Origin of the sequence: Haloplanus rubicundus (genome assembly GCF_003342675.1) — an archaeon.
Lineage (GTDB): Archaea > Halobacteriota > Halobacteria > Halobacteriales > Haloferacaceae > Haloplanus > Haloplanus rubicundus.
Map to the genome: position 1 here is coordinate 480,495 of NZ_CP031148.1, position 26,489 is coordinate 506,983.

General features: G+C 65.9%; 17 protein-coding genes, 2 tRNA genes, 3 rRNA genes and 1 pseudogene. 15 read left to right on the plus strand and 8 right to left on the minus strand.

Annotation, left to right across the window (positions count from 1 at the left end):
- The first annotated feature begins 352 nt into the window (after positions 1-352).
- The 4 genes from DU484_RS03260 to pheT all read left to right on the plus strand — a co-directional run bounded on the left by DU484_RS03260 (position 353) and on the right by pheT (position 6,463).
- The gene (locus DU484_RS03260; protein ID WP_114605099.1) at positions 353-1,396 is read left to right on the plus strand and encodes a tRNA-intron lyase; all 1,044 of its coding nucleotides are present in this window, start codon (positions 353-355) and stop codon (positions 1,394-1,396) included.
- 1 nt (position 1,397) lies between these two features.
- Complete coding sequence (locus DU484_RS03265; protein WP_114605100.1) at positions 1,398-2,993, plus strand: tryptophan--tRNA ligase; 1,596 nt, start codon at positions 1,398-1,400, stop codon at positions 2,991-2,993.
- A 246-nt stretch (positions 2,994-3,239) separates the two neighbouring features.
- On the plus strand, positions 3,240-4,745 hold the full coding sequence (gene pheS, locus DU484_RS03270) for a phenylalanine--tRNA ligase subunit alpha (RefSeq protein ID WP_114605101.1): 1,506 nt from the start codon (positions 3,240-3,242) through the stop codon (positions 4,743-4,745).
- Positions 4,745-6,463: a phenylalanine--tRNA ligase subunit beta gene (gene pheT / locus DU484_RS03275; RefSeq protein ID WP_114584764.1), complete on the plus strand. Its 1,719-nt coding sequence runs from the start codon at positions 4,745-4,747 to the stop codon at positions 6,461-6,463. The genes pheS and pheT overlap by 1 nt, the downstream gene beginning before the upstream one ends.
- 8 nt (positions 6,464-6,471) lie before the next feature.
- On the opposite strand, the gene DU484_RS03280 is transcribed toward pheT, so the two are convergent.
- Together DU484_RS03280 and DU484_RS03285 are read right to left on the minus strand one after the other, a co-directional pair.
- Entirely contained in the window at positions 6,472-6,861 is a 390-nt protein-coding gene (locus DU484_RS03280) for a type II toxin-antitoxin system VapC family toxin (protein ID WP_114584765.1), read from the minus strand.
- Positions 6,861-7,097 (minus strand): antitoxin VapB family protein, encoded by a 237-nt coding sequence (locus DU484_RS03285; protein WP_114584766.1) that lies wholly within the window; start codon positions 7,095-7,097, stop codon positions 6,861-6,863. The genes DU484_RS03280 and DU484_RS03285 overlap by 1 nt, the downstream gene beginning before the upstream one ends.
- Before the next feature lie 138 nt (positions 7,098-7,235).
- Between DU484_RS03285 and DU484_RS03290 the strand changes: the two genes are divergently transcribed.
- From DU484_RS03290 to DU484_RS03300, 3 genes are read left to right on the plus strand one after another with little or no spacing between them, the layout of a single operon-like run.
- Entirely contained in the window at positions 7,236-9,848 is a 2,613-nt protein-coding gene (locus tag DU484_RS03290) for a valine--tRNA ligase (RefSeq protein WP_114605102.1), read from the plus strand.
- A gap of 40 nt (positions 9,849-9,888) precedes the next feature.
- On the plus strand, positions 9,889-10,323 hold the full coding sequence (locus DU484_RS03295; RefSeq protein WP_114605103.1) for a universal stress protein: 435 nt from the start codon (positions 9,889-9,891) through the stop codon (positions 10,321-10,323).
- A 2-nt stretch (positions 10,324-10,325) separates the two neighbouring features.
- A complete protein-coding gene (locus DU484_RS03300; RefSeq protein ID WP_114584769.1) occupies positions 10,326-10,754 on the plus strand; it encodes a universal stress protein in 429 nt (142 codons plus the stop codon).
- On the opposite strand, the gene DU484_RS03305 is transcribed toward DU484_RS03300, so the two are convergent.
- Together DU484_RS03305 and DU484_RS03310 are read right to left on the minus strand one after the other, a co-directional pair.
- A complete protein-coding gene (locus DU484_RS03305) occupies positions 10,755-11,810 on the minus strand; it encodes a quinone-dependent dihydroorotate dehydrogenase (RefSeq protein WP_114605104.1) in 1,056 nt (351 codons plus the stop codon). It lies immediately after the preceding gene.
- Positions 11,811-11,877: 67 nt separating this feature from the next.
- Positions 11,878-12,075, minus strand: coding sequence for a hypothetical protein (locus DU484_RS03310; protein WP_114584771.1), 198 nt, complete (start codon positions 12,073-12,075; stop codon positions 11,878-11,880).
- Positions 12,076-12,261: 186 nt separating this feature from the next.
- Here DU484_RS03310 and DU484_RS03315 point away from each other — a divergent pair, with 186 nt between their 5' ends.
- The 6 genes from DU484_RS03315 (at position 12,262) to DU484_RS03340 (ending at position 18,577) form a co-directional block, all read left to right on the plus strand.
- The gene (locus DU484_RS03315) at positions 12,262-12,573 is read left to right on the plus strand and encodes a non-histone chromosomal MC1 family protein (RefSeq protein WP_114605105.1); all 312 of its coding nucleotides are present in this window, start codon (positions 12,262-12,264) and stop codon (positions 12,571-12,573) included.
- A gap of 755 nt (positions 12,574-13,328) precedes the next feature.
- A 16S ribosomal RNA gene (locus DU484_RS03320) occupies positions 13,329-14,798 on the plus strand.
- A 145-nt stretch (positions 14,799-14,943) separates the two neighbouring features.
- A tRNA-Ala gene (locus DU484_RS03325) sits at positions 14,944-15,015 on the plus strand.
- Positions 15,016-15,222: 207 nt separating this feature from the next.
- Positions 15,223-18,136: ribosomal RNA gene (locus DU484_RS03330) — 23S ribosomal RNA — on the plus strand.
- 118 nt (positions 18,137-18,254) lie between these two features.
- Positions 18,255-18,376 (plus strand): 5S ribosomal RNA (gene rrf, locus DU484_RS03335).
- The 16S, 23S and 5S rRNA genes sit together here with 2 tRNA genes alongside, the layout of an rRNA operon.
- Before the next feature lie 125 nt (positions 18,377-18,501).
- A tRNA-Cys gene (locus DU484_RS03340) sits at positions 18,502-18,577 on the plus strand.
- Between the two features lie 170 nt (positions 18,578-18,747).
- Here the strand turns inward: DU484_RS03340 and DU484_RS03345 are convergent.
- From DU484_RS03345 to DU484_RS03360, 4 genes and pseudogenes are all read right to left on the minus strand, one after another.
- Positions 18,748-19,814: pseudogene (locus tag DU484_RS03345) on the minus strand (succinylglutamate desuccinylase/aspartoacylase family protein).
- A gap of 59 nt (positions 19,815-19,873) precedes the next feature.
- Complete coding sequence (locus DU484_RS03350) at positions 19,874-20,191, minus strand: hypothetical protein (protein WP_114605106.1); 318 nt, start codon at positions 20,189-20,191, stop codon at positions 19,874-19,876.
- Positions 20,192-20,277: 86 nt separating this feature from the next.
- Positions 20,278-22,170, minus strand: coding sequence for an ABC transporter ATP-binding protein (locus DU484_RS03355; RefSeq protein ID WP_114605107.1), 1,893 nt, complete (start codon positions 22,168-22,170; stop codon positions 20,278-20,280).
- A 43-nt stretch (positions 22,171-22,213) separates the two neighbouring features.
- Positions 22,214-23,653 (minus strand): PAS domain S-box protein, encoded by a 1,440-nt coding sequence (locus DU484_RS03360; RefSeq protein ID WP_114605108.1) that lies wholly within the window; start codon positions 23,651-23,653, stop codon positions 22,214-22,216.
- Between the two features lie 145 nt (positions 23,654-23,798).
- Between DU484_RS03360 and DU484_RS03365 the strand changes: the two genes are divergently transcribed.
- Together DU484_RS03365 and DU484_RS03370 are read left to right on the plus strand one after the other, a co-directional pair.
- Positions 23,799-24,806 (plus strand): alcohol dehydrogenase, encoded by a 1,008-nt coding sequence (locus tag DU484_RS03365; RefSeq protein ID WP_114606704.1) that lies wholly within the window; start codon positions 23,799-23,801, stop codon positions 24,804-24,806.
- A 168-nt stretch (positions 24,807-24,974) separates the two neighbouring features.
- Positions 24,975-26,438 carry a methyl-accepting chemotaxis protein gene (locus DU484_RS03370; RefSeq protein WP_114605109.1) on the plus strand — a complete coding sequence of 488 codons (1,464 nt, stop codon included), beginning with the start codon at positions 24,975-24,977 and terminating at the stop codon, positions 26,436-26,438.
- The last annotated feature ends 51 nt before the right edge of the window (positions 26,439-26,489 follow it).

Genomic DNA, 26,489 nt, shown 5'->3' on the forward strand with positions numbered 1-26,489 from the left:
TTCAATTCACATATAATCACGGGGGAGTGCAGGCCAGACTGCCGAACGCCAAGCGGCCGGGTTCGAAGCACCGGGTGTCACGAGGCCACCGGAGGCGAGATCGCCGGTAAAAGACCACGCACGACCGTACGAAACGGCCGCTCTCGTACGAGCGCTCGTCTCACTCGAACGTCCTCTGATCGGCGGACGAGAGTCACGCACACGGACCGTCTCCCGACGAATTCATCGTGGACGTGGGGACGGGCCATCCCGTCGTGGCACAGTTCGGTAGCACCGTCGAAACCTATCACTACTTGCGGGTTTCGACGAAGCCACCGCAGACCCTTTACCGCCGCCCCGCCCCCACTCGGGTATGCAAGGGACGTTCGAGGGCGGCACCGTTCGGGTCGGCGGCGACGCCCGCCAGCGCTTCTACGACGCGCGGGGGTACGGCCGGCCACTCGACGGCAACCGGATCGAACTCGCGCCCGTCGAGGCCGCCCACCTCCTCTTTCGGGGTGACCTCGACGGCGTCGTCGGTCCCGACGGCGAGACGATGGCCTTCCGGGCCTTCCTCACCGCCGCCGACGCCGTCCTCACCTTCGTCGTCTACAAGGACCTCCGCGACCGGGGCTTCTACCTCTCGCCCACCCGCGAGGGATGGGTCGACGACCCCGCGGGCGCGGACCTCGTGGTCTACCCCCGCGGGAAGGGGCCGGCCGACGACGAGGTGGCCCATCGGGTCCGCGTCGCCGGCGAACGCGAGGAGATTCCCGCCGCCGACCTCGGGGACGTGGTCCTCGCCGTCGTCGACGAGGAGGGGGAACTCACGTACTTCGAGACGGAACGGATCGGGGCGGCGGGCGACGCCGACGCCGAGATCGACCGGTACGATCCCCCCACCGACCTCGACGCCGCTCTCCTCGCCGACCGGGCGGTCGTGTGGGACCCCCCGGCCGACCTCCACGACCGCGGGTTCTACGGTCAGCGCCTCCACGGCCGAAACGCCGAGTCCGGGCCGCTCCAGCTCTCGCTCGTGGAGGCGGCGTATCTCGCTCGCCGCGGCGCGCTCGGCCTGCCCGAACCCCGCGTGGTCGAGCGCGGCCGGCAGGTGGAGGGGGAGCGCTTCGACCGCCGGCTGCGCGCCTACGCGGCGCTCCGGGCGGCGGGGAGCGTCCCCAAGAGCGGGTTCAAATTCGGCGCCGACTTCCGCACCTACGACGGCTTCACGACGGTCTCGGAGATGGACCACTCCACCCGCCTGATCCGCGTCGTCTCGCCCGCGCATACGTTCCTCCCCCGCGACCTCTCGCTCGACGTGCGGCTGGCGGGCGGGGTCCGGAAACGAATGGTTTTTGCGCTGACCGACGTGAACGAGGGGATAGACTGGCTCTCGGTCGCCCGACTCACGCCCTAACATGACACGAGACACTCCCGAGGACGCCGAGGACACGCAGGACGACCACCCCGTCGCCGACGGCGGAAGCGACGCCGACACCGCCGCCGGCGCCGACGACGTGGCGCTCGATCCGTGGGGCTCCTCGACCGTCTCCGACTACCGCAAGCTGTTCGACGAGTTCGGCATCGAGGCCTTCGACGAGGCGCTCGACGAAGTGCCGAACCCACACTACCTGATGCGCCGGGGCGTCATCTTCGGCCACCGCGACTACCGTCCCGTGGCCCGGGCGCTCCGCGAGGGCGAGGACGCCGCCGTCCTCTCCGGATTCATGCCCACCGGCGACCCCCACATCGGCCACAAACTCGTCTTCGACGAGATCATCTGGCACCAGCAGGAGGGCGCCGACGCCTACGGGTTGATCGCCGATCTGGAGGCCCACAGCGCCCGCGGCCTCTCGTGGGACGAAATCGACGAACACGCCCGCGACTACCTGCTCTCCCTGCTCGCGCTGGGATTCGACCCCGAGGAGGGCGAACTCTACCGGCAGTCGACCAACCGCGAGGTACAGGACCTCGCGTTCGAGCTGGGATCGAACGCTCGCTTCGCGGAGTTCGAGGGCATCTACGGCTTCGACGGCGAAACCTCCGTCTCCCACATGCAGTCCGTCGTCACCCAGATGGCGGACATCCTCTACCCCCAGCTGGAGGAACCGAAGCCGACGGTCATCCCCGTCGGGCCGGATCAGGACCCGCACATGCGTCTCGCGCGCGACGTGGCCGCACGGATGCGCTACTTCAAGGTCACCGAGGCGTACGCGAGCTTCGAGGCCGACGCCGCGGAGCGCGACCACCTCGCGGCCGCCTACGCGGCGCTGGAGGACGATTCGGACACCGTGCGTTGCGAGGACGCCGCCGACTGGCTCGACGCCGAGATGGCGCCCGACGCCGTCCGCGACGCCGCCATCGAGAAGCTCCGCGCCGCGGGGAAGGAGCCGCTCCGCCCCCGCGTTCGGTTCCTCGACCGCAACGCCACCGACGAGGCCTTCGACGCCCTGATCGACGCCGTGCCGGGCGAGAAGCGTCGCTACGACGAGCACATCGACGCCTTCGAGATGGACCGCGAGGCTGCGGAGGAGTTGGCCCGCGAGGTAGAAGTCGACCACGGCGGCTACGGCTTCCTCCCGCCCTCTTCCATCTACCACCGGTTCATGACCGGGCTGACGGGCGGGAAGATGTCGTCGTCGATTCCGGCCTCTCACATCTCCCTGCTCGACGACCCCGAGGACGGCTACGACAAGGTGAAGTCGGCGACGACGGGCGGGCGCGAGACGGCCGAGAAACAGCGGGAGTTGGGGGGAAAGGCCGACGAGTGTCCAGTCTACGAACTCTACGCCTACCTCCTCGCCGGCGACGACGACGAGTTCGCGACCGAGGTGTACGAGGAGTGTGTCGGCGGCGAACGGCTCTGTGGCGGCTGTAAGGAACAGGCGGCCGAACTCATGCGCGACTTTCTGGAAGACCACCAGGAGAAGCGCGCGGAGATGGAGGCCGTCCTCGACGATCTGGACATCGATCTGGATTCGGATCGGCGGGGCGTCCCCGGCGACGGACATTAGGGTGGGGAACGCTTTTGCCTCGCGCTCCGCATCGTCGAAGTATGGCGCCCGATCCCGCCACGACCGAGTCGTTCGCTCGCGAAGCGACCGCCGTCGGGTTCGGGTTCTTTTTCGCGGTCTGATCGCGGTCGGCGGACTCCGCCCGCGGTGGGCGGACGAAATCGACCCGTTCGGCCGGCCACGCGGCGGCCGTGTGGCCTTCGGAACTGCTAACTGACCGGCTTGGGTGAACGTGGACAAGAGAACATGCGACTCCCGGAATCACAGGTCGCGGTGTTGGAAGCCGCGAGCGCGACGGACGAACGGACCATCGAACAGTTGAGCGAGGCGACGGGGCTGAAACCGGAGACGGTGACCGGCGCCGCCTTCGACCTCGAAGACGCGGGGCTGGTGACGGTCGCCACCGCGGAGGCGGTGTCTCACGCCCTCACGGCCGAAGGCGAGACGTACGCCGACGCGGGGTTGCCCGAGGTGCGCCTCTATCGGGCCGCCGTCGACGCCGGCGCCGACGCCGACCCCGTCCCGATGGGTGAGGTCATCGGCGCGGCGGCTCTCGACGGTCCCAAGGTGGACATCGCCCTCGCCAACTACGCCCGCAAGGGGTACGGCGAGGTGGCGTCGGGGGAGATTCGGGCCGACCCCGAAGCCGACCCCGAGGCCGATAGCGAGGTGGCGGCGCTCGCCGCGCTCGTGGCCGACGAGGCCGTTGCCGACGACGACGCACTCGATCAGCTCGTTCGCCGTGGTCTCGCCGACCGGAACGAGCGGACCGTCCGCTCGGTCACCCTCACCGACGAGGGCGTGACGGCGCTGATGGAGGGCGTCGAGGCGGCGGAGACGGTCGACCGCCTCACTCCCGAGATGCTGACCTCCGGCGAGTGGCGGGACGTGGAGTTCACGCCGTACAACGTCGAGGCGGACGCCCCGGAGCGGCAGGGCGGCAAGGTCCACATCCTCCGACAGACCGCCGAGCGCGTGAAAGACACGCTCGTCGGCATGGGCTTCCGGGAGATGGACGGCCCCCACGCCGACTCGGAGTTCTGGATCAACGACTGCCTGTTCATGCCCCAAGACCACCCGGCGCGCACCCACTGGGACCAGTTCGCCCTCGACGTGGCGCCGATGGCGGACATCCCCGAGGATCTGCTGGAACGCGTCCGCTCGGCCCATCTGGACGGGGTCGGCGATGACGGCGACGGCTACCACTCCCCGTGGACCGAGGAGGTTGCCCGCGAAATCGACCTCCGGGGCCACACCACCTCGCTCTCGATGCGCTACCTCTCGGGGCACGAAATCGGCGACCTCGAACCCCCGGAACGCTTCTTCAGCGTCGAGAAGGTGTACCGAAACGACACGCTCGACCCGACGCATCTCCTCGAATTCTTCCAGATCGAGGGCTGGGTGATGGCCGAGGACCTCTCGGTGCGTGACCTGATGGGCACCTTCGAGGAGTTCTACGAGCAGTTCGGCATCACCGACCTGCAGTTCAAGCCCCACTACAACCCCTACACCGAACCGAGCTTCGAGCTGTTCGGCACCCATCCCGAGACGGGCGAGTTGATCGAAATCGGCAACAGCGGTATGTTTCGCGAGGAAGTCCTCCGCCCCCTCGGCGTCGAGTGTGACGTGATGGCGTGGGGGCTGGCGCTCGAACGACTTCTGATGCTCATGTACGGCTTCGACGACATCCGCGACGTGCACGGGACGCTCTGTGATCTGGACCTCCTGCGGGAAACGGAGGTGCTTCACTGATGCCCGTCGTCGACGTCGACGCCGACGAACTACGGCGGCTGACGGGCCACGAGGAGAAGAGCGACGACGAGTTGATCGACGACCTGTTCGCGCTCGGCCTGGAGTACGAGGGCGAGACCGAGGAGGGCGAACTCCAACTGGAGTTCGGCCCCGACCGGCTGGACCGCCTCTCGGTCGAGGGCGTCGCCCGCTCCCTTCGCTACCAGTACGGCGACGACCGCGGCGTCTACGTCCCCAACACGAACGATCCCGACTGGACCATCGAGGTCGACGAGTCGGTGCCCGACGAGCGGCCGTACGTCACCGGCGCGGTGATCCGCGGGGTCGACCTGGACGACGCCGCCCTCGACTCCCTGATCCAACTGCAGGAGAAACTCCACGCGACGATGGGGCGCAAGCGGGCGAAAGGCGCCATCGGCATCCACGACCTCACGATGCTGAAAGGGGAAGTGCTGAGCGACGACGGGCGGGACGGTCACACCATCACCTACCGCGGCGTCGACCCCGAGGGCGACCGGTTCGTCCCTCTCGACTCGGACGCGGAGATGACGCCCGCACAGGTGCTCACGGACCACCCGACCGGCGAGACGTACGCCCCCATCGTCGAGGAGTACGAGCGCTACCCGGCCATCTACGACGAGATCGGTCTGTTCTCGTTCCCGCCGGTCATCAACGGCCGCCGGACCGAGGTGTCGACCGACTCGCGCGACCTGTTCGTCGAGTTGACGGGGACCGACCAGTGGACCATCGACCGGATGTGCAACGTCATCTGCTACGCCCTCGACGCCCGCGGCGCGACGATAGAGGCGGTCGAGGTGGCCTACCCCGACGGGACGCTTCCGCGTCCCGACTTCGAGGTGGAGACGAAAACCGTCGCCCACGAGCGCATCGAGGGGATGCTCGGCGTCGACCTGGAGGTCGAGGAGACGGTCGACCTGTTCGAGCGGTCGGGACTGGACGCCGACATCGAGGACGGCGACGGTCCGACCGCCTACGAGGTGTCGATCCCCCCCTATCGGACCGACGTCCTCCACCCTCTCGACCTGATCGACGACGTGGGGCGGGCGTACGGCTTCAACGAACTCGACCCGCGGTACCCGGACGTGGCGACCGTCGGCGGGCGACACGACCGCTCGAAACTGGAGGCCGCCGCGCGCACGTCGCTCGTCGGCCTCGGCTTCGAGGACCTGCTCAACTTCCACATGATCTCCGAGAGAGAGAACTACGAGCGGATGGGCGTCGCCCCCGGCACGCCCGTCGTCGGCGGCGCGGACCCGGTGACGATCACCGAACCCTACAGCGAGGACTACACCATGCTCCGGACGTGGGCGCTGCCCTCCCTGCTGATGGTGCTGGAGAACAACACCCACCGGGCGTATCCCCAGGACCTCGCCGAAATCGGGTTGGCCGCGGGCGCGGACGACGACGAGAACACGGGCGTCGCGGAACACCGCACCGTCGCGGCCGTTCTCGCCCGCCACGACGCCACCTACGAGGACGCCAAGTCGCGGCTGGCGTCGCTGTGTGGCGACTTCGACGTCGACCTCGAAACCCCGGCGACCGAGCATCCGACCTTCATCGACGGCCGGGCGGCCGAGGTGGTGATCGACGGCGACACCGTCGGCGTCATCGGCGAGGTCCACCCGCAGGTGCTGGTGGAACACGACCTCGAACTGCCGGTGGCGGCGTTCGAGTTCCGGCTGGACGCGCTGGCGTAAGCGCCCGGTCAGTACGTTTCGATATCGACGCCGAGCCGCTCGAAATCCGTGACGTTTCGCGTGAGCACCGGTTCGTCGACGATTTCGGCGGTCGCGCCGATGATCACGTCGCCGTCGGCGACGGCGTTGCCCTCGTTCGCCAGCTGTCCGGCGAGGCGTCCCGCCTTCCGCATGACCGCCGTATCGGCCGGATGGATGGGTTTCGACGCGAGAACGTTCTCCACCCGGTCGCGCTCGGCCGCCGACTGGGTCGAGCGCGCGACGCCGTACTGTAGTTCGAAGAGCGTCATCGCCGAGAGGCGCTGTTGTACGAGGTTCGCTTCCAACTCGCGTGCCGTCGCCACGGCACCCTCCTCACCGTTCATCAGGTCGATCAGAAACGACGTGTCGAGGAGCACTACGCGCCTCGCATGTCGTCTGCGACCGTCTCCAACTCCCCTCCCCGTCGTTCCCGTCGCTCCTCGACCGCGTCCCGGAGCGCCTCCGCTTCGTCGTCGTCGAGGATGCCCGCGATGTCGAGCAGGGAACGCTCGCCGGCGAGTCGGAGGACCACGTCGGAGAACGTCTCGTCGTCGCGTTTGTGCGCGGCGAGGCGTTCGTAGGCCTCCTCGGAGAGGCGGATGCTCTTCGACATGTGCATACGGTTGTATGCAGCGGTGAAAAACGCTTTCGCCGGAGCGCCGGCGTGTTCGCCGACGCCGGGGAGTCGCTCCCGCGGAGGCCGCCTAACCGAGTCGTTTAACACCAATCCTCCGGTAGCGTCACGCGAGCAATGCCGAGCGGAGAATACGACCCGGAGACGGTCGAACGACAGTGGCAGGAGCGGTGGGTCGAGGAGGATCTGTACGTCTACGGTGACGGCGCGGTAAACCCCGACACCGTCTTCTCCATCGACTCGCCGCCGCCGACCGTCTCGGGGAGCCTCCACTGGGGCCACGTCTACGGCTTCACCCTGCAGGACTTCGTCGCCCGCTACAACCGGATGCAGGGCAAGGACGTGTTCTTCCCGTTCGGTTACGACGACAACGGCATCGCCTCCGAACGGCTCACCGAGGACGAACTCGGGATCCGGCATCAGGACTTCGGCCGCCGGGAGTTCCAGGAGAAATGTCGCGAGGTCTGTGCCCAGTACGAGGCGGAGTTCACCGAGAAGATGCAGAACCTCGGCATCTCCATCGACTGGTCGGAGACGTACCAGACCATCTCGCCCGAGGTGCAGCGGACCTCCCAGCTCTCCTTCGTCGACCTCTACGAACAGGGCCGGGAGTACCGCCAGCGCGCGCCCGCCATCTGGTGTCCGGAGTGTGAGACGGCCATCTCGCAGGTCGAAACCGAGGACGACGAACAGGACAGCCACTTCCACGACATCTCCTTCGAGGTGGTCGAAGAGGACGAGGACCTTCCGGAGACGTTCACCATCTCGACGACCCGGCCCGAACTGCTCCCCGCCTGCGTCTCGGTGTTCGTCCACCCCGACGACGAGGCCAACGAGGACCTCGTCGGCAACCACGCGCGGATCCCCCTGTTCGGCCAGGAGGTGCCCATCATCGAGGACGAACGCGTCGACATGGAGACGGGGTCGGGCGTCGTGATGTGCTGTACCTTCGGCGACCAGACGGACATCGAGTGGTACCAGGCCCACGACCTCGACTTGCGCATCGCCATCGACGAGTCGGGGACGCTGACCGACGTTGCGGGCGAGTACGCGGGACTCGACCGCGACGAGGCCAGCGAGGCCATCGTCGCCGACCTCGACGACGCCGGCGCCCTCCTCGACCGGCGGGCCATCACCCACACCGTCAACGTCCACGAGCGCTGTGGGACGAGCATCGAGTTCCTCGTCACCGAGCAGTGGTACGTCAAACTCCTCGACAAGACCGAGGAGTACCTCGAAGCGGGCCGCCAGATGGACTGGTACCCGGAGAAGATGTTCACGCGGTACAAAAACTGGATCGAGGGGCTCCAGTGGGACTGGGCCATCTCCCGTCAGCGATCCTCGGGCATCCCCTTCCCGGTCTGGTACTGCGCGGAGTGCGACGCGGAAGTCGTCGCCGAGCGCGACCAGCTGCCCGTCGACCCGCTCTCGGACGCCCCGCCGGTCGACGCCTGCCCGGCCTGCGGCCACGACGAGTTCGTCCCCGAGGACGACGTCTTCGACACCTGGGCCACCTCCTCGTTGACGCCGCTGATCAACGCCGGCTGGGACTGGGACGACGAGCGTGCGGAGATGGTGATCGAGCGCCCCGAACTCTACCCGATGAACATGCGCCCGCAGGGCCACGACATCATCTCCTTCTGGCTGTTCCACACCGTCGTCAAGTGCTACGAGCACACGGGCGAGGTGCCCTTCGACAGCGTGATGATCAACGGGATGGTCCTCGACGAGAACCGGGTGAAGATGTCGAAGTCGCTCGGCAACATCGTCTCGCCGGACGAGGTGCTGGAGCAGTACCCCGTCGACGCCGCGCGCTACTGGGCCGCCGGCAGCGCCGTCGGCGACGACCTGCCGTACAAGGAGAAGGGGCTCCGGGCGGGCGAGCGCCTGATGCGGAAGCTCTGGAACGCGTCGAAACTCGTCGACGACCTCACGCCCGCGGAGCGGCTCTCGCGCCCCGACCTCCGCGAAATCGACCGCTGGCTGCTCGCCGAACTCGACGACCGGATCGAAACCGTCACCGACCACTTCGAGCGCCGCGAGTTCTCGAAGGCCCGCGACGAGCTTCGATCCTTCTTCTGGCATACGTTCTGTGACGACTACCTCGAAATCGCGAAACAGCGCCTCCGCGACGGCGAGGACCCGTCTGCGGCGTACACGCTCCAGACCGCCCACCGGCGGTTCTGTACGCTGTTCGCCCCGATTCTCGCCCACGTCACCGAGGAGCTCTGGCGGGACATGTACGGCGACGGGAGCGTCCACACGGCCGACTGGCCCGAACCGCTGGGCGTCGAGGCGGACCTGCCCGCCGGGGAGCGGGCGATGGCCGTCGTCGCCGCGCTCCGGAAGTACAAGACCGACAACCAGCTGTCGATGAACGCCGATGTCGACGCCGTGCGGGTGTACGGCGACGTCTCCGCCTTCGCCGACGACATCCGGCGCGTGATGCACGTCGCCGAACTGGAGTCGGTCGACGAGGAACCGCCGGTCGAATCCGTCGTGACGGGCATCGACCTCGATTACTCCCTCGTCGGTCCCGAGTTCGGCAATCAGGTGTCGGACATCGAGTCCGCCATCGCGCAGGGTGACTACGAGGTCACGGACGGCCGCCTCCACGTCGCGGGCGTCGAACTCGACGCCGAGATGTTCGACATCGAGGAGGAACGGCAGTACGCGGGTGCGGGTGAGATGGTAGAAGCCGGCGATACGGTCGTGATCGTGCGGAACTGAGCGGAGATAGGGTTATCATTTCAGCGAGCGTAGGTGTCTCGTGACACGACACCTCCTCGTTTCGTTCGACGACTCCGAGCTCTCCGACCGAGCGCTGACGTTCGCCTGTTCGGCCTTTCCCGAGGACCGCATCACGGTCATGTACGTCATCGACGCTCGTTCCGACGAGACGGCGGCAGCCGGGTGGGGGAACACGACCGACCAGTACGAGCGATGGGTCGCGTCCCGTCGCGAGTTCGCGGACGAACTTCTCCACCACGCGGAGGCCATCGCCGACGAGCACGGCGTCACACTCGACACCGTCGTCGCCATCGGACGTGTCCGCGACGCCATCGTCGACTACGCCGCCGACCACGATGTGGACCTGGTCGTGATGGGTTTTCATCCCCGTTCGCGACTCTCCGCGTATCTCGCCGGCGAGTTCTCCGACCGCGTCATTCGCTCCTCCGACCTCCCCGTCGCCCTCGTCAAATAATCATGCCACGCACACATCTCGTCGTCGTCAACGACGGCCACAACCTGCACAGCGCGCTCGACTACACCTGCGAGACGTTCCCCGACGACACCATCGTCGGGCTCTACGTCGACACGGCGGACGATGGGCCTCGGTCGATTCGCTGGGACGACTCCGCGACGCCGGCGACGGATTGGATCGACGGTCACCGCGAGGAGGCCCGCCGTCACTTCGACGACGCCCAGGCGGTCGCTGACAAGTACGGGGTTACGCTGGAGACCGTCGCCGCGTTCGGGAAGCTGACCGACGTTATCCGGCAGTACTGCACTCAGCACTCGATCACTACCGTCATCGTCGGCACTGCCGACCGCGACGCGTTCAGTTCCTACGTCGTCGCCGACGACGTGACTCGGATCGCCAACACCGCGCCGGTTCCGGTCGTCGTCGTCTGACTACAGGTCGGCACCGACCGCCTCTTCGACCGAGTCGAAGCCGTCCCGTTCCAACAGGTCGCGGAGGCCGCGGTTGATGTCGCGCGCGAGGCTCGGTCCCTCGTACACCAGCCCCGTGTACAACTGGACGACGCTCGCGCCCGCCCGAATCTTGCGGTAGGCGCCTGCCGCGTCCGTGATGCCCCCGACGCCGACGACGGGGACGTCGGTGCGCTCGGCGATGAACTCGATCGTGCCCGTGGCGCGCTCCTCGATGGGCTTCCCGGAGAGACCACCCCGCTCGGCCTTGTTCGGGTTCCGCAGGCCGGGCGGTCGCTCGATCGTCGTGTTGGTCGCGACGACGCCCGCGAGATCCAGCTCGTCGACGACCGCGAGTGCCTCCTCGATGGCCGGGGCCGCGAGGTCGGGCGAGAGCTTGACCAGGAGGGGGTCGGCACCGGCGTCGACGAGGCCGCCGAGGATGCGTTCGAGCGATTCGCGGTTCTGGAGTTCGCGCAGGCCGGGCGTGTTCGGGCTGGAGACGTTGACGACGAAGTAGTCGCCGGCGTCGGCGACCCTGTCGTAGGTGTAGCGGTAGTCGTCGACGGCCTCGTCGAGTGGCGTCGACTTCGACTTGCCGATGTTGATGCCGACGGGGGCGTCGGGCAGGTCGGCGTCGTCGAGACGGGCGCCGATCCGGTCGGCGCCCTCGTTGTTGAATCCCATCCGGTTGATGAGCGCGCCGTCCTCGGGGAGGCGAAAGAGCCGGGGACGGGGATTGCCGGGCTGTCGTTCGGCGGTGACGCCGCCGACTTCGACGTGCGAGAAGCCGAGGGCGGTGAGGACGCTCGGCAGTTCGGCGTTCTTGTCGAAGCCGGCGGCGACGCCGACGGGGCTGTCGAACTCGAGGCCGAACGCCTCGGTTCGGAGTCGGTCGTCGTCGACGGTGTAGCGAGCGCGCAGTACGTCCTCGATGGGGGTGTGCTGGACGCTCCGGAGGAGTCGATGGGTGGCCCGATGGGCCGTCTCGGCGGGGAGCGCGAACAGCGCCGGTTTCACCAGGTCGTAGGCCTTCATCGGTCGCTCCACCGCGGCCGATGACGCGCCCGGTCGCTCCCGTCGGAATCGCGGGTGGTCATCGAACTCAGAAGTCGTGTTCCACGTCGTCCGGGTCGGCCTTCTGGATGATGATCTTGCCGTCGCGTACCCGGACGAACACCTCGTCGCCAATCTCCATACCAGCCACGGCGAGTTCGTCCTCGTGCAGGTTGACGTGGACGTTGTGGTACTCGCCGTTTTCGTCCTTCGCGCCGCTTGGACTGAGCTTCTTTTTCCGGACCATCGGGGGTGTCTAGCCCTGTTTCGCCCGAGGATACACATAAGGCTGTCTACTGTCGCACGCCCCGTCGAGGACGGCGCTCGGTCCCGGTGCCGCCCCGCGTTTATATACGACCGGCCGCCGGAGGCCTCACTTTGCCGATATATTTATGTTGTGCCATGTGTTCGACCCTCATAGAGGTGCAAAATCATGGTACGCGAGGACGGTAAGCGGAACTTCGTGATGCGCGAGGACGGACAGGAGGACAGCGTGTTCTCGGGGAACATGCCCCGTCAGGCTGCGCTCAAGGCGGCCCGCCGGCTGGATCCGGCGAGTTCGGAGAGCGACGCCGAGGCCAACCCGACGGAAATCCGCCTCCGGGAGAAGGGGACCGACAAGGTTCACATCTTCGACGCGTGGGCGTGGGAGGAGAACGCCCCGGACGACAAACCGGACTGGATGGGCGACCGAATCACGAAAGGGAACGTCTCGAAGAAAGGTATCGAACACATCGAGGAGTGAGCCTCACGCGCGTCGGGTCGCGGCGCGGATAGCGACGGTGCGCTCGTCCGCGAGCCCGGGTGACCGCGCATCCGCGGTCGACCCCGCGACCGCGAGTGCCGACAGGGCTTTGTCCGTCCGTCTACCACGTCCGTCCGCGTGGCCGCTCCCCGGCGGGACCGACCGTACGAGCGAGGGATGACCGACCGGCCTCCAGCCGCGCGATACCGTTCTCTCCGTACTCGCAGTGTGCACACCCGTGTGTAGACGCTCAACGGCGTGTTGGTCCCTCTCTCCCATGGAATCTATTGACGTGGGGACGGCTACTTCGACGGCCTTATTTATGACACCGGTCTCTGTCGTAGTACACGCGTCGTCGGCGTCGATTCGTCCGCCGGACCTGTTTCGGTGGTCACATAATCGACGGCCGGCGGCGGGACGCTTCCGACGCCCTTAAGTAATTAAGGGCGTTCGGTGGTAATGCGAAGGCGGCGAGGGCGACGATGCCCTCGACCCCCGGACTGGAACGCCGACCCGGCGCGACCCACGCCCGATCAACGGGCTTATATGGGTCGCCCGCGTCGGTTCAGGTCCGGACGAGAGATGAGGATTCCCCCCCTGCGGTCCGCCGTAAGACGGAATCTGATGTGAGCCTCGGTGGTTCGGTGACACCCGGTCGATCGGGCGGCCCGAACCACCACCTTGGACCTCAGTGGTCTTTACGACGCGGAAACATTACGTTTCCCGCCACCCCTCACTCCACATGGAGTGAGCCCATTCCGGTTGATCCTGCCGGAGGCCATTGCTATCGGGGTCCGATTTAGCCATGCTAGTTGTACGAGTTCACACTCGTAGCAAATAGCTCCGTAACACGTGGCCAAACTACCCTACAGAGAACGATAACCTCGGGAAACTGAGGCTAATAGTTCATACCCGTCCCATGTTGGAATACAGGGACGTGCAAACGTTCCGACGCTGTAGGACGTGGCTGCGGCCGATTAGGTAGACGGTGGGGTAACGGCCCACCGTGCCGATAATCGGTACGGGTTGTGAGAGCAAGAACCCGGAGACGGAATCTGAGACAAGATTCCGGGCCCTACGGGGCGCAGCAGGCGCGAAACCTTTACACTGCACGCAAGTGCGATAAGGGGACCCCGAGTGCGAGGGCATACAGTCCTCGCTTTTCACCACCGTAAGGTGGTGGTGGAATAAGAGCTGGGCAAGACCGGTGCCAGCCGCCGCGGTAATACCGGCAGCTCGAGTGATGGCCGATCTTATTGGGCCTAAAGCGTCCGTAGCCGGCCACACAAGTCCATCGGGAAATCCGCCAGCCTAACTGGCGGGCGTCCGGTGGAAACTGTGTGGCTTGGGATCGGAAGACCCAACGGGTACGTCTTGGGTAGGAGTGAAATCCTGTAATCCTGGACGGACCACCGATAGCGAAAGCACGTTGGGAAGACGAATCCGACGGTGAGGGACGAAAGCCAGGGTCTCGAACCGGATTAGATACCCGGGTAGTCCTGGCCGTAAACGATGTCTGCTAGGTGTGGCTCCCACTACGAGTGGGTGCTGTGCCGTAGGGAAGCCGCTAAGCAGACCGCCTGGGAAGTACGTCCGCAAGGATGAAACTTAAAGGAATTGGCGGGGGAGCACTACAACCGGAGGAGCCTGCGGTTTAATTGGACTCAACGCCGGACATCTCACCAGCATCGACAACAGCAATGACGATCAGGTTGATGACCTTGTCAGAGCTGTTGAGAGGAGGTGCATGGCCGCCGTCAGCTCGTACCGTGAGGCGTCCTGTTAAGTCAGGCAACGAGCGAGACCCGCACTCCTAATTGCCAGCACCGGCTTCGGCCGGGTGGGTACATTAGGAGGACTGCCGTGGCTAACACGGAGGAAGGAACGGGCAACGGTAGGTCAGTATGCCCCGAATGTGCTGGGCTACACGCGGGCTACAATGGCCAAGACAATGGGTTCCCACCTCGAGAGAGGGCGGTAATCTCCTAAACTTGGTCGTAGTTCGGATTGAGGGCTGAAACCCGCCCTCATGAAGCTGGATTCGGTAGTAATCGCGTGTCAGCAGCGCGCGGTGAATACGTCCCTGCTCCTTGCACACACCGCCCGTCAAAGCACCCGAGTGGGGTCCGGATGAGGCTTGGTTCCCAAGTCGAATCTGGGCTCCGCAAGGGGGCTTAAGTCGTAACAAGGTAGCCGTAGGGGAATCTGCGGCTGGATCACCTCCTACTGACCGGGACCTCCCACACGGGAGGCCCACCACGTAGCGACCACGACTCCAAGGTATCGGTTCAACCGCCCGCGCGACCGGGCACCTACGATCCACCGAGGCTCACACTCACACACACTCGCCCCACGTCCCACCAAGGGACCGGGCCCGTAGCTCAGCGGTAGAGCACCTCCTTTGCAAGGAGGATGCCCTGGGTTCGAATCCCAGCGGGTCCATGCCAGCCCACCGACGCCGAACCGCACGCCTTAAGTGCAAGACGGCGCTCGGTTGGGTTACGCAAGACCGATGCACCATCCCGCGTAAGCGCGGATGGGAAGGGTCGAACGCTGTCGCATCCACGAGAGCGTAATGACACCGTATGTACGTGCGATCCAGGCGTCCACTGGACCCGACAGTTATCCGGGTCACTAGTGTGACATCCATCAAACTGGCTACTGTGCCAGCTGGTGAATGGCTCGGCTCGAGAGCCGAAGACGGACGTGCCAAGCTGCGATAAGCCTCAGGGACCTGCATGGAAGGAAAGAACTGAGGATCTCCGAATGGGAATCCCCTCGCAATTGCCTCGCGCAATGGGGAACGCTCCGAATTGAAACATCTCAGTAGGAGCAGGAAGAGAACGCAAACCGCGATCCCGTTAGTAACCGCGAGTGAACGCGGGTCAGCCCAAACCGAATCCGCAAGGACATGTGGTGTCGGCTGACCATCAGCGTCCGACCCGTCCCGAGAAGTCTCCTGAAACGGAGCGCGATACAGGGTGACAGCCCCGTATCGGGATGCAGTACGACGTGAGTCAGTCCACGAGTAGCGGGGATTGGATATTCCTCGTGAACGTCCCGGGCATCAACCGGGAAGGCTAAACACTCCTCGAGACCGATAGCGAACAAGTAGCGTGAGCGAACGCTGAAAAGTATCCCGAGAAGGGAACTGAAATAGAGCCTGAACTCAGTTGGCGATCGAGCGACGGGGCATACAAGGTCCTTCGACGAACGACCGTAGAGCGATCTACTAGTAGGACTCGAGGGAAGCCGATGTTCCGTCGTGCGTTTTGAAAAACGAACCAGGGAGTGCACTTGCTTGGCGAGTCTAACCCGACAATCGGGGAAGGCACAGGGAAACCGATACGGCCGCAGTCTTACGACCAGGGCCACCGTGTTCAAGCGCGGGGAGTCAAGCGGGTGCGACCCGAAACCAGGTGATCTACGCGTGGGCAGGGTGAAGCGTGCCGAAAGGCACGTGGAGGCCCGTTAGGGGTGGTGTCCTACAATACCCTCCCGTGACCTATGCGTAGGGGTGAAAGGCCCATCGAACCTGGCAACAGCTGGTTCCAGCCGAAACATGTCGAAGCATGACCTCTGCTGAGGTAGTCCGCGAGGTAGAGCGACCGATTGGATGACCCGCCTCCGAGAGGAGTCGGCCATCCTGTCGAACTCCGAACTTGCGGACGCCACAGACGCAGGGAGTCCGGTGTGCGGGGTAAGCCTGTGCACCGTAAGGGAGACAACCCAGCGGTAGGTTAAGGTCCCCAAGTGTGGATTAAGTGCGATCGAAGGTGGTCCCGAGCCCTAGACAGCCGGGAGGTGAGCTTAGAAGCAGCTACCCTCTAAGAAAAGCGTAACAGCTTACCGGCCGAGGTTCGGGGCGCCCAAAATGATCGGGGCTCAAATCCACCACCGAGACCTACCCGTGTCCGTCACAGGACAATCGCGTAGGCTGGCATTCTGCTCGGACGGAAGCGCGGGCGAGAGTTCGCGTGGACCGAGTAGTAACGAAAATCCTGGTCATAGTAGCAGCGAGAGTCGGGTGTGACCCCCGACGGCCTTACGAGCAAGGGTTCCTCGGCACTGTCAATCAGCCGAGGGTTAGTCGATCCTAAGTCTCGCCGTAATTCGACCGAGACAACAGGGAAGCTGGTTAATATTCCAGCACCACTACTCACTGAAAGTCGACGCTTTGGGGACAACCGAACCGGGCCCTCGCCCGGTCGAATCGGATACCACCGTGGAAGCCGTAATGGCAGGAAGCGGTCAAATTCCGAGATAGCGCAAGTCGGTCGTACCTAGAGCCCGTGAAAAGACGAGAGTAGTGATCGTACCGAGATCCGACACAGGTGCTCTGCCGGCGAAAGGCAAGGCCCGTCGGGAGCAACCGGCGTTAGGGAATTCGGCAAGTTAGTCCCGTACGTTCGCAATAAGGGATGCCTGCTCCGGAGAGGAGCAGGTCGCAGTGACTCGGGCGCTCCGACTGTCTAGTAACAACATAGGTGACCGCAAATCCGCAAGGACTCGTACGGTCACTGAATCCTGCCCAGTGCAGGTATCTGAACACCTCGTACAAGAGGACGAAGGACCTGTCAACGGCGGGGGTAACTATGACCCTCTTAAGGTAGCGTAGTACCTTGCCGCTTCAGTAGCGGCTTGCATGAATGGATCAACGAGAGCGCCACTGTCCCAACGCTGGGCCCGGTGAACTGTACGTTCCAGTGCGGAGTCTGGAGACCCCCAAGGGGAAGCGAAGACCCTATAGAGCTTTACTGCAGGCTGTCGCTGAGACGTGGTCGCTACTGTGCAGCATAGGTAGGAGCCATTACACAGGTACCCGCGCTAGCGGGCCACCGAGGCATCATTGAAATACTACCCGGTAGTGACTGCGACTCTCACTCCTGGCGGAGGACACCGGTAGCCGGGCAGTTTGACTGGGGCGGTACGCGCTCGAAAAGATATCGAGCGCGCCCGATGGTTTCCTCATCCGGGTCGGGAACCCGGAAGAGAGCGCAAGAGCACAAGGAAGCCTGACAGTGATCTTCCCAACGAGGATCGCTGACGCGAAAGCGTGGTCTAGCGAACTTACGAGCCTGCTTGTTGCGGGCCGTAAATGACAGAAAAGCTACCTTAGGGATAACAGAGTCGTCACTCGCAAGAGCACATATCGACCGAGTGGCTTGCTACCTCGATGTCGGTTCCCTCCATCCTGCCCGTGCAGAAGCGGGCAAGGGTGAGGTTGTTCGCCTATTAAAGGAGGTCGTGAGCTGGGTTTAGACCGTCGTGAGACAGGTCGGCTGCTATCTATTGGGGGTGTTACGGTACTTGACGGGAACAAGCGTATAGTACGAGAGGAACTCCGCTTGGGTGCCACTGGTGTACCAGTTGTCTGAGAAGGCAGTTGCTGGGCAGCCACGCACCACGGGGTAAGAGCTGAACGCATCTAAGCTCGAAACCCACCTGGAAAAGAAGTACCACCGAGGACACTCGTAGAAGACGAGTTCGATAGACTCGGGGTGTACGCGTCGAGGCAACGAGACGTTCAGCCCGCGAGCACTAACAGTCCAAGCCACATTCATTGATTCGCACTGTGACCCGATCGACTGTCGGGTCCAGGCGCAAACTGGATCGCACGTACATACGGTATCGACCCACCGACGCTGGCGTTACGATGGTTCGATTCCATCGGTCGGCATGAAGGCGGCCAGAGCGGCGGGGACACACCCGTACCCATCCCGAACACGGACGTTAAGCCCGCCTGCGTATCGGCCAGTACTGGAGTGCGCGAGCCTCTGGGAGACCCGATTCGCCGCCTCACCATTCATACTTCATTCACACCCGCGAGCGACGGCCATCCCCGCTCGTCGGGATTTTATCGCCGCGAGCGGCGGCGTCAGCGCCGACCGCTAGGCTTAAGCGCGGGACGCCGATACTATTCGGTGCGCCAAGGTGGCAGAGTCCGGCCTAACGCAGCGGCCTGCAGAGCCGCCCATCGCCGGTTCAAATCCGGCCCTTGGCTCTTCTGTCCGAGCGAAGCGAGGACGAAGAGCCGGACGGCCGTGATTTGAACTAGGGAGCGAAGCGACCGTCGTTCAAATCCGGCCATCGTTTCGTCAAGACGATTCGAGCCGAGAGATATCTCCATCTTCGTCCCGAAATGCGACGACTGCCCGGACCACGCTCGCGACTTCACTCCGCGTCCTCCTCGTCCGCCATCCACCGCTGCCCGTAGGAGCGATAGCCGTCGAACTCGCCCCGAGAGATCTCCCGCTCGATCTCTTCGCGCGTCTCGCTGCTGATCCTGACGAGATGACAGATCGGATGTCCGGGGAGGGCAACGGGGTTCTCGAGGACGCCGACGATGAGACCGGTGAACGGTGCGTCGACGGTGTGTGCCTCGTCTTTGAAGTGGTCCGTGATCGTACAGATCGCTTCCCCCTCGTGGACGAGCGGATTGGGCCCCCACTGCATCTCGACGAGGCCACCGGTGTCGGCGCGGAGCCAGCGTTTCTCCTCGTTCGGTCCCATCACCGTCCGCCACGACGGCTCGGTGACCGTCCCCTCGGGGTAGACGCCGTACTCGGCGAGGACGCTCTCGACGCCGACCAGTGCCTTCTCGATCAGTCCGGGCTGGAACCGGTGGGCCTTCCCCATCTCGACGGTGATGGTCGGGACGCCATTTCGGGAGGCGACGGTGCGGAGCGATCCGGCGTCGCCCTCGCCGGAGAGGATGACGTTCGTCCCGAACGTCTCGGCGAGGCGTTCGGTTTCGGGATTGCCGATGTCGGCGCGGGCGTGATACATCGTCGTCCGGTTTCGGGTCGACGTGTGGAAATCGAGGCCGAGATCGCACTGACTCACGAACCGCTGATACACCGCGTGGGCCATCCGCTCGGCCGTGTTCGACCGCTCTTTGCCCGGGAACGAGCGGTTGAGGTCCTGATCGTAGATGGGGAGATACCGCTGTTGGGCCTGATACCCGGGACGTTCACGACGTGGAGACAGACGAGGGTGCCGTGGACATCGGCCGGCCGGTAGCGTGCGGCGACTTCCTGGAGCACTTTGACGCCGTTGAGTTCGTCGCCGTGGAGCGCCGCGGTCAGGCAGACCCGCGGCCCGTCCTGTTCGCCGTTGATGATGGTCACGGGAATCTCGACGGGGTCGCCGAGATACGTCTCGCTCACCTCGACCCGAAACTGGCGTTTCTCTCCGGGAGCGACGTCGACCCGAAACGGCCGTGCCTGGTCGTCGGACATGGATGCCGAGTGAGGAGGGAGGATAGTTAACTGTCCGTTTCGACGGCCCGGCCGACCGTTCAGGCGCGGTTTTCGGCTGCGGCCTGCTCGATGGCGTCGGCGACGGCGTCGTCCTCGTCGGCGCCGTCGTCGACGGCCGCCTCGAACGCCGCCGTGAAGGCGTCCATCACCTCTTTGGCGAGTTCGCGGCTCTCGGTTTCGTCCGGCTGGACGTTCTCGACGCGGGTCGACGCCTCGCGGTCCTCGTTTACGATCCACACCTCGAAGTTGCCGTCCCGGTCCGGCGTGGGCTGGAACTTCACCTCGACCTCGACGCTCAGGTTCTCGTACTCGCGGCGCCCGGTTTTCAGCCAGCCGTCTGGAACTGCTCGGCTCATGACCGCTACTCCGTCGGTGATCGAAATAAGGTTGTTCGTCGGGTGAGTCGCGACGACGGAGCGGTGAGTCGCGACGGGCGGAGCGGTCAGTCGTCGGCGACCGTCTGCACGTCGGCCTGTGCGTCCCAGAGGGCGGCGTAGTCGCCGTCGGCGGCCAGCAGGTCGGCGTGGCTCCCCGTCTCGACGATTTCGCCGTCGTCGAGGACGACGATGCGGTCGGCGTCCCGAATCGTCGAGAGTCGGTGGGCGATGACGAACGCGGTGCGGTCCTCGATGAGGCGGTCGAGGCTCTCTTGGATCAGTTCCTCCGTCTCGGTGTCCACGTCACTGGTCGCCTCGTCGAAGACGATGATCGCGGGGTCGTTGAGGAGCGCGCGGGCGATGGCGAGACGTTGGCGCTGGCCGCCGGAGAGTTTGACGCCACGCTCGCCGACGAAGGTGTCGTAGCCGGCGGGCAGGTCGCTGACGAACGCGTGGGCCTCGGCCGCTTTCGCGGCCTCGATCACGCGGTCACGCGCCGCTCCGTCCTCGCTCCGTTCGGCCGCCAACGCCGTCCGATCCCCGTACGCGATGTTCTCGGCGACGGTCCCCGAGAAGAGGTAGGGGTTCTGTTCGACGACGGCGATCTCCTCCCGGAGGGCGTCGAGGTCGTACTCGCGGACGTCGACGCCGTCGACGCGGACCGCGCCCGCATCCGTATCGTGGAACCGTGCGACGAGTTTCACGAGCGTCGACTTGCCGGCGCCGGTCGGGCCGGCGAGGCCGACGGTCGTCCCCGCGGGCACGTCGAGGGAGACGTTCCGGAGCACCGGCTCCCGGTCACCGTAGCTGAAGGTCACGTCGTCGAACGTCACCGCGCCGTCGACGGTCTCGGGTCGATGGGGGTCGTCGGGGGACGTGATCGTCGGCTCCCGGCCCAGCAGGCCGAAGACGCGCTCGGCGCTCGATTTCGCCAGCTGATACTTGTTCGCGGACTTCCCGACCCGGCGCATCGGGGAGTAGAGACGGCGCAGGTAGAGAAAGAAGAGTGCGAAACTGCCCGCGGTGAGCGCCCCCTCGGCGCCGGTGATGTTGTCCATGCCGCCGACGTAGAGGACGAGGACGAACACGACGCCGGTGAGCAGGCGGAGCGCGGCGAAGAAGGCCCGCCGGATGCGCAACGCGGCCACCTTCTCGTCGTGGTAGTCCTGACTTCGCTCGGCGACGCGGTCGCGCTCGAAGGCGTAGCGGTTGAACGTCTTGATCACCGCCGCGCCGCCGAGGTTGTTCTCCAGTCGGGTGTTGAGCCGGGAGACGGACTCGCGAATCGACTTGTACCGGGGCTCGATCCACGTCAGGAAGTATCCGCTCGCGACGCCGATGACGGGGACGGGCGCGAGCGCGATGGCGGCGAGCTTCGGCGAGTACGTCCAGAGGACGACGGCGATGCCGCCGACGGTGGCGACCACCCGTATGAGCTGTCGGAACTCGGTGTTGAGGAACTGCTCCAATCTGTTGACGTCGCTGTTCAGGATGGACATCATGCCGCCGGTCTGGTGGTCGACGAAGAAGTCCATCGACAGGTGCTGGAGGTGGTCGTAGGTGTCGTTGCGGAGGTCACGCTGGATCTTCTGGGCGGCCGACTGGAGGAGGTATCGCGAGCCGAAGCGGGTGAGCGACCGGACGACGTACGCGAGCGCCGCGATGGCGACGAGGCGTTCGAGCAGCGCCGTCCGCGCCGCGGTGCCGACGATGACCTCGCTCGGCAGGAGGCCGACCCGTGCGAGCAGGCCGGGGTCGGACGGCCCGAGGATGACCCGGTCGATAGCCGTCGCGACGAGAATCGGCGGGAGGAGTCGGGCAAAGCGCGTACAGAACGCGGCGACGACGCCGAGCGTGAGTCGCGGCCAGTACGGTCGGGCGTAGGAAAGCAGGCTCACCATCGGGTGGCCGTCGAGCGTCTCGCGGACGTCCTCGAAGCCGCCGTCGTCGTCCGGCATTCGACGGTACTAGTCGGCAGCGCGTAACGTACCTTACGTCTCGCTACTCGGCGTCGCCCCGTCGCAGTTCGACACAGAAGACGGCGCCTTTCGGCTCGTTGTCCTCGATCCAGACCCGCCCCCCGTACGTCTCGACGAGGTTGTCGACGAGGTAGAGACCGAGGCCGCTCCCGGGGCTCTCCAGCCCTTTCTCCCCGCGGCCGAATACCTCGCGCTTGCGCGAGTCGGGGACCCCCGGTCCGTTGTCGGCGATGCGGACGACGACCGTCTCGTCGGTCACCGTCACGTCCACGTCGATCCGCACGTCGGCCTCGTCGTTGTGGAAGACGGCGTTATCGAGGATGTTGCCGAACACCGACGACAGGATGGAGGTCGCCGTGACGGTCACGGCGGGCAGGTCGTCGTCGCCGCGGATGTCGATCCCCTCGGAACGGTAGTCGAAGTTCGAGCGCACGCGCTCGATTTCCGTCCGGAGCACGTCGTCGAGTGCGACCGGTTCGAGTTCCGGGTCGGTCGTCCCCAGGATCTTGGCGAGATCACCCACCGCCTCGGTGAGTTCCTTGGTGTGTGTCGCGGCGGTCATGATCCGCTCGAAGGCGTCCGCGTCGTCGTCGCCGAGGCGATCCGCGAGTTCGCCGCCCCAGCCGAGGGCGACGGCCATGTCGTTGCGGATGTCGTGGCGGACGATCTGGTTGAGGAGGGCGAGTCGGTCCCGTTCGGTTTCGAGGGTCTCCTCGGCGCGCTTGCGGTCGGTCACGTCCTGTTGGAAGCCGACGTAGTGGGACGGTTCGCCGTCCGCGTCGTAGATGGGTGCGATGGTCACCTGGTTCCAGAACTCCTCGCCGTTGCGGCGGTAGTTGCGCACCTCCACCGTCACCGGTTCCCAGTTGTCGACCGCCCGCCGCATCCGTGCGACCGTCTCGGGATCGGTGTCCTCGCCCTGCAGGAACCGGCAGTTCCGGCCGACGACTTCCGCGACCGGGTAGCCCGTGATCCGCTCGAAGGCGGCGTTGGCGTAGATGACCGGGTTGTCCGGGAGCGACGGGTCGGAGACGGTGATGCCAACCGGCGCCTCGTCCATCGCCCGTTCCTTGAGCCGGAGGTCCGCGGCCGTCTCGCTCCGAGCGGCCCGCCCGACGTGGGTCACGACCACGTAGCGGTCGCCGTCGTGGTCGACGGCGGCGTACCGCACGATCAGCGCCTCGCCGTCGGCGTTGGCGTGGTAGGGGTACTCCCCGCTCGCCTCGCCCTCGCCGTCGGTCAGGCCCTGCAGTCGGCCGGCGACGGCCACGGCCTGGTCGTTCCCCGACCGCCGGAGTGTGTCGAGATACGGTCCCTCGTCGTCGGGGACGAGCGGGTGGTCGTGCTCGGCCGTGAACGCGCGCCACGCGGCGTTGGTCTCCACGATCCGCCCCGACTCGTCGATCACCGCGATGCGGGCCGGGAGCGTATCCAGTACCGCGTCGGTCAGCCCCGTGGGCATACTGGTGTCGTCACGACCTTCCTCTGGATGCCCTCCGTAATAGACCTGTTCGCTCGCGTCCGCGCCGTGGGAGGTGGTGTCGACCCCGGTGAATGCCCGGGCTTTTGGCCCGTGACCCGTTGGTTCGGTACGTATGACCGACACGATGCGTGCGGCGGTAGTCCCCGAGGCGGGTGCCGACTTCGAACTCGTCGACCGACCGATTCCGGACCCCGACCCCACCGAGGTTCGGATCGCGGTCGACGCCTGCGGCATCTGTCACAGCGACGTCTTCGTCAAAGAGGGCACCTTCCCCGGCGTCTCCTACCCCCGGACGCCGGGTCACGAGGTGGTCGGCCGGATCGACGCCGTCGGAGCGGACGTGACGGCCTGGAGCGAGGGCGACCGCGTCGGCGCCGGGTGGCACGGCGGCCACTGTTTCACCTGCGAGCCGTGTCGCCGCGGCGACTTCCTCCTGTGTGAGAACGCCGAGATCACGGGACTCACCTTCGACGGCGGCTACGCCGAGTACGCGACCGTCCCGAGCGAGGCGCTGGCGGCGGTCCCCGACGATCTGGACGCCGTCGACGCCGCGCCCCTCCTCTGTGCGGGCGTGACGACCTACAACGCCCTGCGCAACAGCGATGCCCGACCCGGCGACGTGGTCGCCGTCGTCGGCGTCGGCGGCCTCGGCCACCTCGGCGTCCAGTACGCCCACGCGGCGGGCTTCGAGACCGTCGCCGTCTCGCGGAGCCCCGACAAGCGTGACCTCGCTCTCGACCTCGGCGCCGATCACTTCGTCGACGCGAGCGAGACCGACCCCGCAGAGGCGTTACAGGCTCTCGGTGGCGCACGGGTCGTCCTCTCGACGGCGCCGTCGGCCGACGCCGCCGAGTCCGTCGTAGGTGGTCTCGGCGCGGACGGCGAAGTCGTCGTCGTCGGCATCCCCGGAAAACCGGTTCCGGTCGACGCCCAGCATCTCGTGGGCACGCGCGGCGCCGTCTCCGGGTGGGGCTCCGGTCACGCCCGCGACTCCCAGGACACCCTCGAGTTCAGCGACCTCCGCGATATTACGCCCGTCGTCGAGACGTTCCCCCTCGACGAGGTGGACGCGGCCTACGACCGGATGGTCGAAAACGAGACACGCTTCCGGGCCGTGCTCGATCTCACGTAGCGGTCGAAAATTATCGGCTTTCCGACCGATGTGGTCGTCTCCCGGAGCGCGAAACGACTTCGACCCGCCGTACGGCGCTCGTTCCCCCGCCATACGGTATCAACCGAGATAATTTGTCCACCAGATATATATTCGAGAACTCGATTTTCGGCGGTAGTCACGACAACCATGACCGTCTCTCAAGAGTCCGGACGCCCGGCGGCCGAGTTCCCTCTGTCGTTCGACCGGATCGTCGGCCGCATCGGCGCGCCCATCTTCATTCTCGACGCGGACCACGAGGTGGTCCTGTGGAACGGGGGTATGGAGGCGTTGACCGGCAGCAGCGAGGCCGACGCTCGGGCGGCCGAGTCCGTCGGCGAGGCCTGGTACCAGGACGGTCGCCGGGCGAAGACGCTCGCGGACAAGGTGCTCGACGCCCCCCAAGACGCCCACCGTCAGTTCGACGTCGAGCGCATCGACGACGGCGACCACCCCGAGTACCGGGACCGGAGCACGTTCACCGACACCCGCGGCGACACCCGCCACATCACGTTCAGCGCGTCGCCGCTGTACGACGACGGCGAACTCGTCGGCGTCGTGGAACTCGTCAAGGATCGGACCGAGGACGTCCGTCGCCGGAAGCGCGTCGAGAGCCTCGTCGAGGAGGTCACGGACGCGATGCACGCCATCCAGGACGGTGACCTCGGTGCCCGCGCGGAGTTCGAAGCCGACGAGTACGTCGACGAGGAGTTGCTCACCGTCGTCGACTCCCTGAACGAGATGGGGGCGACGCTCGACGGCCTCGTCGCGGACGTGGACGAGCAGACCCGCGAACTCCGCGAGATCACCCAGGAAGTCGCGGACAGCGCCGTCCGGATGGAGGAGCTGGCGGACGAACAGGCCGACCGCACCGAGGAGGTCGCGGGCGAGGTATCGAGCCTCAGCGCGACGGTCGAGGAGGTTGCCTCGACGGCCGACTCGGTGGCCGACACCAGCCGGCAGGCGCGGGACCACGCCGAAGGCGGCCGCGAACTCAGCCAGGAGGCCCGCGACACCATGTCGTCGGTCCGCGAATCGAGTCGCGAGGTCCGCGTGGACGTGGACGAACTCAGCGACACCGTCGACGACATCGACGCGGTGATCGAGGTGATCAACGACATCGCCGACCAGACGAACCTGCTCGCGCTGAACGCCAACATCGAGGCGGCCCGCGCCGACCGGGACAGCGAGGGCTTCGCCGTCGTCGCCAACGAGGTCAAGTCGCTCGCCCAGCAGGCCCAGGAGCAGGCGGGCGAAATCGAGTCCATGATCGTCGACGTACAGGAACGTACGGCGGGCACGGTCGACAGCCTGGAGACCACCGAGGAGCGGATCGACGACGGGGTGCGGGAGGTCGAGGCGGGCATGGAGAAACTCGACGACATCGTCGACGCCGTGGGCGAGGCGGTCGCCGGCATTCAGGAGGTGTCGACGGCGACGGACGAACAGGCCGCGAGCGCCGAGGAGATCGCGGCCATGGTCGACGACGCCCGTGACCGCGCCAACCAGGTCGCCGACGAGGTTCGCGAGGTCGCCCGCGCGGCCGAGCGCCAGACCGAGAAGGTGGCGGAAATAGAACGTAGCGTCGGCCAACTGCGCGGCGACTCGGTCTGAGCCGAAACGAATTTATCGTCCGCGCGCCGTCACGAACGACTGCCTATGGAC